The following is a 12,965-nucleotide window of genomic DNA, read 5'->3' as shown; positions in this document are numbered from 1 at the left end:
CCTACAAGCCAGTGAAGATCAAATGTGGGGCTTGGGTGGGAGCTCCCACATTTTGGTTCGGTGTTGGCCTACAGAGCCTTACTGCGCGCCGCTGACTGCCCCCAGCTTGCCGAGTACGCCGCCGATAAACTGCTCGACGGTCATTTTCTGGCCATTGAAGGTCACTTCATTGTTGGCGTAGTGCAGCTTGGCCAGGATGTCATTGCCTTCCAGGGTCGCCAGTTGCGTGCCCACGGCCATGTTGCTGAGCATCTCGCTGGCCATCTGCGATTGCTGCTCGATGGCTTTCGGGTCGGTCACGCCACCGATCTGCGCTTGCAGGCCGGCCACGTCAGCGATCATTGGCTTGGACAGGGTCAGGTTGGCATCCAGCAGGGTGATCATCTGCTTACCCAGTTCAACCGGCGGCAACTCCATGGTGGACGGCTTGGTCAGGTCCACCACCAGGTTGAAGCGGCTTTCGCCATTGGCGGTCTTGAGGGACAGGTTTTCCAGGGCCACTTGTGGTTTGGCGGCCAACAGCTGCTCCACATTGGCCTGGGCCAGCACTTGTTCGGCTTCGCTCAGTTGCAGCTCGGGGATCGGTTGGCCGGCCGCTTGAGCGGCCTGCACCGGTTGCATTTTGTCTTGATACAACTTGGTCAGCACCATGGTTGCCGGCACGTCGATGTTCTTCATGCTCACGGCCATGGCCGCCGAACCCACGGGTTTGCCCTGGTAACCGATCTCGGCGATTTTGTAGTCGACACGGCCGCTGAGGTTGTTGTCCCGGGTCTCGCTGCTGTCTTTCTGCTCGAAGCCTTTGACGGTCAGCACCGCTTGTTGCGGGCCGAAGGTGAACTGGGTGTTGCTCAGCTCGATGGTGTTCTGGCCGACGTAGAAGCCGAAACTGCTCTTGGACAGGTTGCTGGCCACGGTCAGGCCGTTGAGGTGCGCCTGGAACGGTGCGCCATCCGGGTCGACCAGGGCGACCTTGAGAGCATCCATGTAGCCATTGACCTTGATCTCTTCACCCTTGGCGGTGTTGAAGTAATCAAGTTTCAGGCCCGAAAAATTAACGCTGGTGGTAGCGTCCTTGAACTCCAGGGGCAGCAGTTCCAGGTTGCCGCTCACCGAACGGTTGAAGGCGATGTTGGCCACGCCCTTGATCGGCGAAACGTCTTGGGTGGCGGCGAACCATTTTTCGGTGGTCGGGTTCTTCTCCAGCGCCAGGTGGCTGGTGGCCAATACCGGCCACCACTTCAGGGTGACCAGGCGCGAGACTGGCAGCGGGCCGTGTTCGATACGGTCGACAAACAGCAGTTCACTGTCTTTGTGCTCTTCGCCGAACACCGCGCCCTGGGCCTTGAGGCGGAAGTGACCGGTGCTGCTGAACCAGCCGCGATCCAGCGAGACCATTTCCAGGGTCACTTGGCCATCGATGCCGGCCATGGAACGTTCCATTTCCTTGTTGACGTCTTCAATCGAGGTTTTCAACACCCCTTCCAGCTGAGTGCCGGTGTACCAGGCGCCACCGGCACTGACCACGCCGACGGCGGCAACAAAACCCAAGAGTACAACGGCTGATTTATTCATGAAGTGTCCTGATCCAATCCTGTGCGAAGTGGGCTGTCTTCCCTGAACCCCGAAGTGGGGCGTCGGCTCAAGCCCGCCGAAAACCGGGGCAAGGTTAGCACTGGCGAGGGGACTTGTCGCAAGGCCCGGCACCGACAAGGCGCGGCGGGGGGTCAGGAATATTCCATCTCGATCTCATCAAGTTGATGATCAAAACTCTTCAGCCGTGCGGTCCAGGTGTACACCAGCACTTCAAACTCGCGGTGAATCACCGCATTGCCCGGGGTATCGGCCTTGGGGTCGTAGAAGTCCAGTTGGTAACGCTCGCGGGCCATGGCCGTGGCGACATCGGACAGCTCCCGGGCGTTGTTCAGCCAATGCCGCCCTTCGGCCACTTGCCGGTCGAGTACCACGCATTGTTGCTTCAAGGCTTCGAGGCTTTTTTCCAGGGGGGTGCCGGTCAACTCGCCCATGACTTCCTGGAACGTGCGCCCCGGCTGCCAGTAGCTGCCCCAGAAATAGCGGTCGAACACGGTTTCGACCCGGCGCAGGGCAACCTTGGTGTCCCAGATCGCCACCCGCGTCTTGCCTTGTTCGAGGATTTTTTTCTGGGTGCGCTGGCCCTGGTAGGACGCCCAGGCCACCATGCCGACAGACAATGCGGCGATCAGCGCGCAGGCGCTGTCGAGGAACACCATGGCCTTATCCAGTTGATGGGCCAGCATGACGCCGTAAAAGTAAGTCGCCGATAACAACACCAGTGCGAAGAGCACGCACCAGAACGCGGGAGCATAAGGGTTTTTCATTATTGGAATCCCCATGAGCAACGCAGGCAGTGATCAGCGGGCCATCACGCAAGCCCGACTGATCAAAGCATAGCAATCGCCTCAGGGTTTGCCGGGTTCTGTGCCTTGCGTTCGTCCGCTTTCCCAGCCACCGCCCAGGGCCAGGAACAGGTCGATCTGACTCATGGCTACCTGGCTATTGGCCTGGGCCAGTTGCGCACGCATATCGGTGTAGGTGCGCGTGGCTTGCAGGTCGGCGAGGAATGACTCGCGGCCGGCCTGGAAGAAGCGGTGCGTCTGGTCGGCGGCCTGTTGCGCCGACTGCTCGGCCTCGGCCAGGGCATCGCGGCGCTGCAATTGCGCGGTGTATTGCGCCAGGCCCGTCTGGGTCTCGCGGATGGCGTTGAGCACCACCCCGTCGAAATGCGCCAGGGCGCCCTGGGTCGCGGCTTCGGCTTCATGGATGCGCGCACGCGAGCCGTTGGACGGCACCGTCCAGCTCAACAGCGGGCCGAAGCCCCAGCGGTTGGTGGCCGGTTTGCCGAGGTTGTCGATAATGCCCACGGTGCCGATGGAAGCGCCGATGCTGATATCGGGGTACAGCTCGCCAGTGGCCACGCCAATGCCCGCCGTTGCGCCGGCCAGCTGGCGTTCGGCCTGGCGCACGTCGGGGCGGCGCTTGAGCAGGGTGGCGCCATCGCCCACCGGCAGCAACTGGGCGATATGCGGCAGTTCGGCGCAATCGCCGGTGCCGGTGGGCAATTGGTCCAGGGGCTTGGCCAGCAGCATCGACAGGCGGAACAACCCGGCCTGGCGCGCCGCCTCAAAGCGCGGCAGTTCGGCGCGCAAAGACTTGAACTGGGTTTGCGAACGGGTGACCTGGGTTTCATCGCCACGCCCGGCATCGCGCAGGCGCTGGGTCAGGCGCGTGCTTTGCGCTTGCAGGTCGAGGGACTGGCGGGCGATGTGCAGCTCTTCGTTGGCCGCGCACACCTGGGTGTAGGAGCGCACCACGTCCGCCACCAGGGTGATGCGCGCGATATCCACGGCGGCCTGGGTCGCGTCGGCATTGGCCTGGGCGCCTTCGATGCCGCGCTGCAGGGTGCCGAACAGGTCGAACTGATAGGAGGTGGTGAGGCCGATATCACCGACATTGGCCACCGGCACCTTGTCCGCCTGCAAGAAAGCCTCGCCGGACTCCTGCAAACGCTGGGCGCCAAGCTTGACCCCGCCGCTCCAGCCGCCCGCTGATTGCGCCTCCTGCACCTGGAAGCGCGCCCGTTGCAGGTTGGCCGCCGCCACGCGCAAATCGGTGTTGGAGGCCATGGCCTGGCGCACCAGTTCATCCAGGCGCGGGTCCTGGTACAACTTCCACCAATCGGCGGGCACCGGGGCCGAAACGACGTGATTGCCCTGCCCGGCCAGTTGGCCTTGCAGGTCGCCACGCTGGACTGCCGCCTCGTCCGGCACGTGGTAGTCCGGGCCCACCACCTGGCAGGCGGATAGCAGCAGCCCCAGCCCGGCGCTCGCCAGCAGTCGCTTCATGGCTGGTCTCCGGGCCGGGGCTGGTCATCGATGATCGAGACGGTGGCGGTTCGCCCGGCAATCATGCGGAAATCCGCCGGCACATCGTCAAAGGCAATACGCACCGGAATCCGCTGGGCCAGGCGCACCCAGCTGAACGCCGGGTTGACGTTGGGCAGCAGGTTGGCACCGCTGGTGCGGTCGCGGTCTTCAATGCCGGCGACGATGCTCTGCACATGCCCGCGCAAGCGCGCGTTGTCGCCAATCACGCGGATATCCACGCGTTGGCCGACATGGATGCCGTCCAGTTTGGTCTCTTCAAAGTAGCCGTCGATGTGGAAGGAGTTGCTGTCCACCACCGACAACACCGGGCGCCCGGCGGTCACGAACTCCTGGGCCCGGGGCGCACGGTCGTTGACGTAGCCGTCCACCGGGCTGCGGATCACCGAGCGGTCGAGGTTGAGCTGGGCGCTGTCCACCGTTACCTGCGCTTCGGCCAGGGCCGACTGGGCGCGGGCCACGCGGGACTGGCTTTCTTCCAGTTGCTCGCTGGCCACCAGGTTGCCCAGGCCACGGTTGCGCCTGGCTTCGCGCTGGGCCTGGGCCAGGGTTTCCTGGCGGTCGGCCACGGCGGCCTGGGCCTGGCGCAGGGCAAGCTTGAAGCGGTCCTGGTCCACCGAAAACAGCACCTGGCCCCGGGTCACCAACTGGTTGTCGCGCACGTCCACTTGCTGGATCAGCCCGGACACGTCCGGGGCGATCTGCACGATGTCGGCGCGGATATGCCCGTCGCGGGTCCAGGGGGCGAACATGTAGTACATCACCATGCGCCAGACCACGACGCAGGCGAAGGTCACTACCAGTAGCGTCAGGACCACACGGCCGATCGTCAAAAAAGGTTTTTTCATGTCATCAGGTATCGACTGAGTGAGTCCACCGCGCCCAGCAACAGCGCGTAGAGGGCCACATTGAATAATGCCCGGTGCCAGACCAGGCGGTAGAAGTGGACGCGGGTCAACAGCCCGTGCACCACCAGGTAAAAGCCATACGTAATGCCCATCAGCACCAGCAGCGTGGGCAGGAACACCCCGCTGATATCCAGGTCACCGATCATAGAGGCGCTCCATCGGGTAACGGCGCGTCCATCTCGCCGGTGCTGACAAACTCCACGCCGGGCAACAGGGCCAGGCGCAAACCACTGAGGGCATGCAACAGGTGCAGGCGGGTTTCGCCCTCGCCTTGCAGGCCCTGGCCATTGAGGGCGCGGCGAGTGCGGTCCAGGGTCATCAGCAGAGCACCGGGGGCCGGCAGGCGCTCGCCGGCCTTCAGGCACGCCTCGAAATACACGCCGACCTCGGCCACCACCTGGTCGAGCAACTCCCGTGGCACGCCCAGGATGCGGGGGGCGTAGGCCAGCAGGTCGAGCAGGTTCAGCGCCACGCGCACCTCGCGCAGGGCGATGCCGGTGTCCTGGCCGGTCATGGCCAGGCGCGGCAGGTGCTGCATCAGCCGATCGAGTATCTGCACCCCCAGCCGTCGGTGCTCGGCGAGGGTGGCCGGTTGCGTAAGGCCGACGATATCGCGCCAGCTGAAACGGGTCAGGCGCTTGGCTGCCAGTTCGGCGCCAAAGGGCCGGGCGATCAGGGTCCAGACAAAGGCAAACAACAGGCCTACGGGGCCGGCGAGGTTGGCGTTGGCGAAGCTTAAAAAGTCCGCGTCGTAGGCGCCCTGGATGCTGATAAAGGACGATGTGTTGACGATGGTCAGCAGCATGCCCAGGTAGAAGCGCGGTTGTACCGTCAGGGTGCCGACCCAGATAAAGGGCACGGCGAAGGCCAGCACCAGCATCGGGAAATCATGCAGGTTGGGCAGGATCAAAAACAGGTAGAGGCTGGCGAACAGCACCGACATCGCGGTCCAGAAAAAGAACCGGTAGATCTGCGGCGCCGGGTCGTCCATCGAGGCGAAGAAACTGCACGCCACGGCCGCGAGGATCACCGCGCTGCCACCGTCGGTCCAGCCCAGCAGAATCCACAATACCGAGGCAACGATAATCGCACTGACCGTGGAGAACGCCGAGTAGAGCATCAGGCCACGGTCAAGGAATGGCGTCAGCCGGCCCAGGCGCCAATGGCGGTAGACCGCGCGCCACGGCGCCTGGTTTTCACTGTGGATGGCGGCTTGCAGGCTGCGGCAGTCTTGCCACAGGTCGATCCACTCGCCGAGGCGATACAGCGCGTTGGAAAACAGCAGCTGATGACGGTCGTCCAGGGCCTCGGCGGCGGGTTGCAGGGCTTCGAGCTGGTCTCGCAGGGCGCGCCAGCGCTCCACCGGCGCCTCACGGGTGGTGCTTTGCAGCCACTCGGTGGTGGCCGCCAGCAGCGGCGCGAACTTGCCGACCAGCTCCGGGGTACGGCGTTCCAGGGCATACAGCGCGTCATCCAGGGCATCCACCACCGGCAGCAGATGGATCATGCGCCCGCGCAGCTCCTTGGTGTTGCGCACCGTTTGCGGCCGTGCGCCTTCGTGGGGCAGTTGGCCGATCATCAATTCCAGAGTGTTGAAGGTCGCCACCATGCCGCCGCGCAGGCTGCTGACTTCCTCGGGCTGCACGTTGCGCGTGAGGAAACGCTGGCTGTAGACCGTCGCGTCGGCAAACCATTTGCGCACCGAGTCATCGAACACCGGTGCCAGGCGCCGTGGCCAGAACATCGCGCCGACCACTGCTGCCACGGCGATGCCGAGGAAGATTTCTTCGGTGCGCGCCTCGGCCACATCCCACACCGCCAGGGGGTTATCCACCACCGGCAAGGCGATCAGCGGCAAGGTGTAGCCCGCCAGCATCAGGGCGTAACTGTTGGCGGTGCGCAAATGCAGGGACAGGAACAGCAAGATGCCGGTCCACAACGCAATCACCACCACCAGCAGGAACGGTGTCTGCACAAACAGCGGCACGAAAAACACCGCCGCCATCGCTCCGAGCAACGTGCCGATTGCGCGGTACAAGGCTTTGGAGCTGGTGGGCCCGACAAACGGGCTGGACACGATATACACCGTGGCCATCGCCCAATACGGACGTGGCATTTGCATGAGCATGGCGATATACAAGGCGATCATCGAGGCGGCAAAGGTGCGCACACCGTAGAACCAATCCCGGGCCGGCGGCACGCCGGTAAAAAATCCGTTCAAGAAGCCACGACCACGGGCGGCAGGCTGGCGTCTTCAAACGCACGCAGCACACGCAACGCCACGGCCAGATCGGCAGGCGTCAGGTCCGCCAGCACTTCATGACGCAGGCGTACCAATTGCACTTCCACCGCCTGCACCAACGCCCGGCCACGCTCGGTCAGGCTCAAGGCCTTGGCGCGGCGGTCGTGCTGGTCTTCGGCACGGCACACCAGCCCTGCGCTGCACAGTTGGTCGAGCAGGCGTACCAGGGACGGGCTTTCCATCCCCGAGGCCTGGGCCACCTTGACCTGATGCACACCGTCGCCGAGACGGCCGATCATCAGTAAAGGCACGGCACAGGCTTCGGAAATACCGTAGCTCACCAGCGTGGCCTGGCAGATTCTGCGCCAGTTACGGGCGCCCGCCACCATGCTGCTGCTGAGGCTCATATGTAGGGTTTCGAGGGTTTGAGGCACGGGATCATTCGCATACAGTTAGTTTGCTAACTATCAATATGGTGGAGGAATGGAATCTCGTCAAGTTTTGATACAAATTCACAGATAGGCGGTGGGACCACCCAAATAAAGCGCCCACCCTGTGGGAGCTGTCGAGCCCTAGCGAGGCTGCGATGGCGGCGGTACTGCTTGCATTGATGTTGGCTGATCCACCGCTATCGCAGCCTCGCTGGGGCTCGACAGCTCCCACATTCGATTGCCGCTATCTTGAACAATGAGTTCACTTAAGCACGGCCGCTGCGCAGCAGCACATTCAGCTCATCCACCACTTCCGCCCAATCCGCATCCTCCAGAATTTCTTCGCGCAAAAACGCCTTCTGGCTCTCCGTCCAGAAAAACGCATCTTCAAGTTTCAACTCCGGCTTGAGCGGTGAATGCACCGCAACAAAACGCTCAATGTTGGTGGCGTCATCGGGCAGCCCGAGTTGCTTGAACAAGGACGGCAGGCTGTGAACAGGCGATTGCATGACAACTCCAAAAATAAGTGATCGCCCACAGTCTAGACCGATAAAGCCCACAGATTGGCGGCCACCCATGCAACATTTTGCAATGTTCACGCTATCATCCCCATCTTTAGCCCAGCGGCATTCACGGACTCCCGGAATAAGGACAATTCATGCGCATCGGTCTTCTGTCATCCCTGACCCTGGCACTGTGTGCCGGCGTTTCCCTGCAAGCCCAGGCCAGTGGCGACGACTCGTGCTACCCCGACTGGCGCGTGTCCCGGGATTCGCTGACCGCCTGCAGCAACATGCCGTTCCTGAGCCCCGGCAATGACAGCCGGACCAACCTGCGCCTGTTGCTCGCGGCAAAAAAGCATGCGCCCCTGACCCCCAATGCGCTGGGTGAAGACGACCTGGCCCAGGGCTTTGGCCCGGTGCCGTTCCCGGTGTATCGCCTGGTGCCCCACCCGCCCGAGGGGCCGACACGCGAGGAACAAGGCGCGGAACTTGCGCAGCTGCTGGCCTCGCTGGGCATCCAGCGCGAGGCCACGGCGGCGGCAGGCGACCAGTTTTTGTGGGGCGAAGGCAGTCGCTGCCGCAGCAACAATGTGCAGAGTGCCACTGACTTTGTGCGCCAAGTGATCAAGGCCGATGTGCCGGCGAATGAGCGGGCGCTGCTGGCCAATGCACGCCTGAAGTTGCTCGGCACCTGCGACTGGCAGGGCGAAGTGTTGCTGGAGCCGCAGTTGATCACGTCCACCCAGGGCCGCGAACTGACCACTTACCTGCTCGCCGCCTCTGACTTTTACAGCGGGCGCTTTGTCTATGCCGAGCGCGGGTTTGCCGCCGTTACCGTCACCGCGTTGCCGTGGCTGAAGGAAACGGCGGTGTACATGATCGCCCGTGCGTCGCTCAACCATGCCCAGGAAAACGCCTTCGATGAATACGGCATGCCCCAGCGCGAGGCTGTGGATAAGTCTGCCCTGGAAGAAGCCGAGCACAGCTTCCTCAGCTACCTGAAAACTTATCCACAGGGTGAATATGCCGCTTCCGCGCGCGGCCTGCTGCGCCGGGTGCACTGGTTGACCGGCGATGCAACCCGCCTGGCGGACGACTACGCCTGGCAACTGACCGAGGCCAGCGATGCCGAGCGCAACGGCTCCATCGATGAACTGGTGGAAGAAACCGACAACAAACTGCTGACCCACTACGCCGAGACCATCCGCAACCCGTTGCTGCTGGTGATCAACGACCTGATGTGGATGCGCGCCAACAACCCGCCCAAGCTGACCCGCGCCATTCTCGACGGGCAAAAGGCCGCGTTTGCCAATGAACCGGCGCTGTACGACTACCTACAGGCGGCGTTCGCCCTGTATGTCGAGCACCAACCCGACCAGGCCTTAAAGCGCCTGCCGCAAGACGTACCCTCGAGCCTGGATTACTTCACCTTCAGCCAGCAGACCCTGCGCGGCCTGGCCCTGGAAGCCAAGCAGGACTGGAATGCCGCCCAGGCACTGTGGCTGCAACTGCTGCCACTGGCCAAGCAGCCCCTGCAGCGCGACCAACTGGAACTGGCGCTGGCAATGAACTACGAACGCAGTGGTCAAGTGGCCAAGGTGTTCGCCACCGACTCACCGATCCAGACCCCGCAAGTGCGCTATAGCCTGCTGCGCAGCGTGGCCGGCCCCGAGTTGCTGCGCCAGCAGATCAGCCAGGCCAGCGACCCGCTGGAGCGCAGTACTGCGCAATTTGTCTTGCTCTACAAAGACCTGCTGCGTGGCCAGTTCGCAACCTTTGCCGAGGACTTGCAACAACTTCCGGCCTCCCCGGCGGCTGACAAGCTCGGCACCAGCCTGGGCTATGTGTACGACGGTGGCCAGGCGCTGACGTTGTTCCGCTGGAGCGGCGACAAGGCGGCCTCCGGCTACACCTGCCCAACCATCGCGCAAACCGCCAGCACCTTGCAGGACGACGCAAGAAACCCACACGGCCTCAACTGCCTGGGTGAGTTCATCCTGCGCAACGGCCTGGACGGCATGCCACTGGAAGAAGCGCGCTCGGCCGGCAGCCTGGGCAGCACCGCATCGGCCTTCAAAGGCGAAACCTTCTCGCGGCTCGACGGTTACCAACAGGTGATCGCCAACCCCAAGGCGCCCCGTGACGACAAGGCCTACGCACTGTTCCGGGCAATCAACTGCTATGCACCTTCGGGCTATAACAGCTGCGGTGGCGAAGATGTCGACAAAGCGGTGCGCAAAGGCTGGTTCCGCCAGTTGAAAACCGGGTTTGCCGACACCCAGTGGGGCACGTCGCTGCAGTACTACTGGTGAAACACTTGTGGCTAGGCTTGCTGCTGTTGGCGAGCCCGGCCTTCGCCACCGTCGACGCCCACGACTATGACGCTTTCTGGCTGTGGAGCGGCGTCGCGCCACAGCCGGTGCTCAAGCAGGCCAAGACCCTGTATATCCTCCAGGGCCAGATCAACTCCACCCGCCGCCAGCCCGAACGCGGCGTGCAGTTCATCGCCCAGGGCATGAGCGTGCCGCGCATCCGCCAGGGCGAGGTGTGGGTCGTCTACCGCGCCCACACCTTGCGCTGGCCAGAGCCGGTCTACACGAAACTGCTCGGGCAGGTGCAACGCTGGCGCGCAGCGGGCAACCCGGTGGTGGGCATCCAGATCGACTTCGACGCCCGCACCCAATACCTGCACGAATACGCCGCCTTCCTCAAAGACCTGCGCCAGCGCCTGCCAAAGGATTTGCGCCTGAGCATCACCGGCCTGATGGACTGGAGCAGCAACGCCGACCCGGCCGCCATCGCCCAGCTCAAGGGCGTAGTGGATGAAGTGGTGGTGCAGACCTATCAGGGCCGCCACAGCATCCCCGATTACGCGGCGTACCTGCCCCGGATGAACCGGCTGGGAATGCCGTTCAAGATCGGCCTGATCCAGGGCGGGGAATGGCAGGAGCCCGAGTATTTGCAGGGGAGTGAGTGGTTTGGGGGGTATGTGGTGTTTTTGCAGAATCCGCCAAGACCTTGACACCATTGCAACGTCCGTGCAATACATTGTCCACAGTCCATGGACAGTGGACGGATCAGGCCGATTGCAAATGAAAAGTCAAGATATCGTAATCCTCTTCAAGTTGATCAGCCTGAACCTCCAAACCAGAGGGGAGCGGGTCAAAAAACGCAATTTCACTGTCTCCCTTGACCATGACGAGGCCATGGATCGGGTGCCGATTGATTCCCAGGATTATCTGGATCGCTTCCTTGACCTGCGCATGACGGGAAATATCGAGAAAGTCGACCTCTCACAGGGCCAGCGCTGGGAGGGATGGGAAGATATTGAGGAGGACGCGACCCCACCGAATATGGAGAGTTACTCCGTCCGAGCACTCGCGGCTTCACTGGCATTCAGTAAAAGTGAGGTATCCAATTCGCTGAATCGCTGCCGTGACATCGGCCTTATTCATACCGACCGCCTGAGCGGTCTACCGATTGTCAGGGCCCAAGCGCTTCTGGATTTCGTGAAATATGGGGTGCGCTATGTGTTCCCTGCCAAACCAGGCGCGATCGTGCGAGGTATCCCCACAGCATTTGCCGCGCCGATTATGGCCGGCAAAGTCCTGACTGGCGGCGACCTCATTCCTGTGTGGCCAGACGCTTATGGAAAGAACAAGGGTCAGGCAATCGCCCCCTTGTACAAAACCGTTCCTGGAGCCGTGAAAAAAGACGAACTGCTTTATCATTTTCTGGCTCTCGTAGACGCCATTCGTATTGGAGGCCCGCGAGAAACCAAGGTCGCAGACGCCATGCTGCGGGAGTGGATCCTTTGAACTCAACCAAAGCAATGATGCTGCTGATGCTCGAAGAGGTCGCCCAAGCCCTGGGCGAAGAACTGAGGGACCAGGTGGCCTTTGTCGGGGGATGCACAACCGTCCTGCTGATCACCGATCAATACACCCAAGAATCGATTCGCGGCACCCTGGTTTCTTGCGGCGAAGCTGCAGGCTTATCAGGGCCGGGGTCATGGCGATGTGCTGATGTCCAACGATATTGAAGACATCGTTGCCCTACTGGATGGCCGGGAAGAACTGCTTGAGGAAACAAAACAGGCGCCTGCTGCATTACGACATTTCGTCAGCGAACAACTTGGCGCATTGCAGAGCCTCACAGCCTTCCATGATGTCATCCAGAGCACTGCCCAAAACGCCGAGCGCGAGTCGCTGATTCACGAGCGCATCAATACGCTGATTGCCCATGGGATACACGCTTGATCCTACATTCGAGCGTCACCCGACAAGGAACCGGAAGAACAGAAAACCGCGATGTCACAGGCTCTGCGGACAACAGCGGCATATACCTCTACGTGATAGCAGACGGCACCTCCAGGCCCGGCAGTGAAAAGCTGGCAACCGCTCTGACTGGCGGCCTGCTGAAGTCTTTTTCCAACGCAAGGCCAGCAAGCATTTCTTGCCTCGACACAGCTCTTGAATTGACGCTGTCCTCGCTCAGCGCAATACGTTCAACATTCTGCCCTGACTACCCCTTTGCATCAGCCAGTTACCTCGCGTTACTGGTGCTTGGCGATACTGCTCTTTCAATACATGCAGGGGACTGCTGCCTGGGATTGCTCGATAAAGAAAAAAACCTGAAATGGCTGACCGCTCCCCACTGCGGCCCCAATTGGAAGGGCAACTTGAGCCACACCGCCATCGCCAACAACCCGGCCCGCAAAACGCTGCTCAATTGCATGAGCCATCGCAGACCACATGAGCCACAGGTTCAATCCTTGGACGTTGTACCTGACACAAGATGGATTTTGGCCACCGACGGTTTTTGGGCCGAACTCTCCATCGAAGACCAGTTCAAGGCGATAGAAGAGTCCAGTCTTGAAGGCTGCCCAGGTGAGGACGATTGCACCTTTATGTTGCTAATGCCTTAGGGGCGACACGTCGCTATCGCCAGCTTGCCGG

General features: G+C 62.0%; 14 protein-coding genes. 6 read left to right on the top strand and 8 right to left on the bottom strand.

The genetic code is table 11. The features are described 5' to 3' along the window. Positions 1-78 precede the first annotated feature (78 nt). From AC07W7_RS19800 to AC07W7_RS19765, 8 genes are all read right to left on the bottom strand, one after another. Positions 79-1,575, bottom strand: coding sequence for a YdgA family protein (locus tag AC07W7_RS19800; protein WP_099169846.1), 1,497 nt, complete (start codon positions 1,573-1,575; stop codon positions 79-81). A gap of 152 nt (positions 1,576-1,727) precedes the next feature. Then, complete coding sequence (locus tag AC07W7_RS19795) at positions 1,728-2,360, bottom strand: NADH:ubiquinone oxidoreductase subunit N (protein WP_076961991.1); 633 nt, start codon at positions 2,358-2,360, stop codon at positions 1,728-1,730. 81 nt (positions 2,361-2,441) lie between these two features. Continuing rightward, the gene (locus AC07W7_RS19790) at positions 2,442-3,884 is read right to left on the bottom strand and encodes an efflux transporter outer membrane subunit (protein ID WP_169902032.1); all 1,443 of its coding nucleotides are present in this window, start codon (positions 3,882-3,884) and stop codon (positions 2,442-2,444) included. Next, entirely contained in the window at positions 3,881-4,771 is an 891-nt protein-coding gene (locus AC07W7_RS19785) for an efflux RND transporter periplasmic adaptor subunit (RefSeq protein ID WP_495039958.1), read from the bottom strand. Before AC07W7_RS19785 ends, AC07W7_RS19790 begins: the two co-directional genes overlap by 4 nt. Then, positions 4,768-4,977 (bottom strand): DUF1656 domain-containing protein, encoded by a 210-nt coding sequence (locus tag AC07W7_RS19780; RefSeq protein ID WP_057438946.1) that lies wholly within the window; start codon positions 4,975-4,977, stop codon positions 4,768-4,770. Before AC07W7_RS19780 ends, AC07W7_RS19785 begins: the two co-directional genes overlap by 4 nt. Continuing rightward, positions 4,974-7,052 carry an FUSC family protein gene (locus tag AC07W7_RS19775; protein WP_495039957.1) on the bottom strand — a complete coding sequence of 693 codons (2,079 nt, stop codon included), beginning with the start codon at positions 7,050-7,052 and terminating at the stop codon, positions 4,974-4,976. Before AC07W7_RS19775 ends, AC07W7_RS19780 begins: the two co-directional genes overlap by 4 nt. Next, positions 7,049-7,480 carry a MarR family winged helix-turn-helix transcriptional regulator gene (locus AC07W7_RS19770; protein WP_076961987.1) on the bottom strand — a complete coding sequence of 144 codons (432 nt, stop codon included), beginning with the start codon at positions 7,478-7,480 and terminating at the stop codon, positions 7,049-7,051. The genes AC07W7_RS19775 and AC07W7_RS19770 overlap by 4 nt, the downstream gene beginning before the upstream one ends. A 290-nt stretch (positions 7,481-7,770) precedes the next feature. After that, on the bottom strand, positions 7,771-8,013 hold the full coding sequence (locus AC07W7_RS19765) for a DUF2789 domain-containing protein (RefSeq protein ID WP_495039979.1): 243 nt from the start codon (positions 8,011-8,013) through the stop codon (positions 7,771-7,773). Between the two features lie 149 nt (positions 8,014-8,162). Between AC07W7_RS19765 and AC07W7_RS19760 the strand changes: the two genes are divergently transcribed. The 6 genes from AC07W7_RS19760 to AC07W7_RS19735 all read left to right on the top strand — a co-directional run bounded on the left by AC07W7_RS19760 (position 8,163) and on the right by AC07W7_RS19735 (position 12,934). Then, the gene (locus AC07W7_RS19760) at positions 8,163-10,319 is read left to right on the top strand and encodes a PA5441 family protein (RefSeq protein WP_495039956.1); all 2,157 of its coding nucleotides are present in this window, start codon (positions 8,163-8,165) and stop codon (positions 10,317-10,319) included. Further along, positions 10,316-11,029 carry a DUF3142 domain-containing protein gene (locus tag AC07W7_RS19755; RefSeq protein WP_076961984.1) on the top strand — a complete coding sequence of 238 codons (714 nt, stop codon included), beginning with the start codon at positions 10,316-10,318 and terminating at the stop codon, positions 11,027-11,029. The genes AC07W7_RS19760 and AC07W7_RS19755 overlap by 4 nt, the downstream gene beginning before the upstream one ends. 70 nt (positions 11,030-11,099) lie before the next feature. Further along, positions 11,100-11,825, top strand: coding sequence for a hypothetical protein (locus tag AC07W7_RS19750; protein WP_495039955.1), 726 nt, complete (start codon positions 11,100-11,102; stop codon positions 11,823-11,825). After that, entirely contained in the window at positions 11,822-12,049 is a 228-nt protein-coding gene (locus AC07W7_RS19745; RefSeq protein ID WP_262383309.1) for a hypothetical protein, read from the top strand. The genes AC07W7_RS19750 and AC07W7_RS19745 overlap by 4 nt, the downstream gene beginning before the upstream one ends. Then, positions 12,033-12,266, top strand: coding sequence for a hypothetical protein (locus tag AC07W7_RS19740; protein ID WP_232243928.1), 234 nt, complete (start codon positions 12,033-12,035; stop codon positions 12,264-12,266). The genes AC07W7_RS19745 and AC07W7_RS19740 overlap by 17 nt, the downstream gene beginning before the upstream one ends. After that, complete coding sequence (locus AC07W7_RS19735; RefSeq protein WP_076961981.1) at positions 12,263-12,934, top strand: protein phosphatase 2C domain-containing protein; 672 nt, start codon at positions 12,263-12,265, stop codon at positions 12,932-12,934. The genes AC07W7_RS19740 and AC07W7_RS19735 overlap by 4 nt, the downstream gene beginning before the upstream one ends. The last annotated feature ends 31 nt before the right edge of the window (positions 12,935-12,965 follow it).

It is taken from the genome of Pseudomonas sp. GW821-FHT01D09 (assembly GCF_059422465.1).
The sequence above is the reverse complement of the archived record's forward strand: the minus strand, read 5'-3'. Positions and strand labels throughout refer to the sequence as shown.

What these genes read in the sequence shown, in the direction of transcription:
- AC07W7_RS19800 (WP_099169846.1), bottom strand. Translation starts at nt 1,575, where the DNA reads ATGAATAAATCAGCCGTTGTACTCTTGGGTTTTGTTGCCGCCGTCGGC.
- AC07W7_RS19795 (WP_076961991.1), bottom strand. Translation starts at nt 2,360, where the DNA reads ATGAAAAACCCTTATGCTCCCGCGTTCTGGTGCGTGCTCTTCGCACTG.
- AC07W7_RS19790 (WP_169902032.1), bottom strand. Translation starts at nt 3,884, where the DNA reads ATGAAGCGACTGCTGGCGAGCGCCGGGCTGGGGCTGCTGCTATCCGCC.
- AC07W7_RS19785 (WP_495039958.1), bottom strand. Translation starts at nt 4,771, where the DNA reads ATGAAAAAACCTTTTTTGACGATCGGCCGTGTGGTCCTGACGCTACTG.
- AC07W7_RS19780 (WP_057438946.1), bottom strand. Translation starts at nt 4,977, where the DNA reads ATGATCGGTGACCTGGATATCAGCGGGGTGTTCCTGCCCACGCTGCTG.
- AC07W7_RS19770 (WP_076961987.1), bottom strand. Translation starts at nt 7,480, where the DNA reads ATGAGCCTCAGCAGCAGCATGGTGGCGGGCGCCCGTAACTGGCGCAGA.
- AC07W7_RS19765 (WP_495039979.1), bottom strand. Translation starts at nt 8,013, where the DNA reads ATGCAATCGCCTGTTCACAGCCTGCCGTCCTTGTTCAAGCAACTCGGG.
- AC07W7_RS19760 (WP_495039956.1), top strand. Translation starts at nt 8,163, where the DNA reads ATGCGCATCGGTCTTCTGTCATCCCTGACCCTGGCACTGTGTGCCGGC.
- AC07W7_RS19750 (WP_495039955.1), top strand. Translation starts at nt 11,100, where the DNA reads ATGAAAAGTCAAGATATCGTAATCCTCTTCAAGTTGATCAGCCTGAAC.
- AC07W7_RS19740 (WP_232243928.1), top strand. Translation starts at nt 12,033, where the DNA reads ATGTCCAACGATATTGAAGACATCGTTGCCCTACTGGATGGCCGGGAA.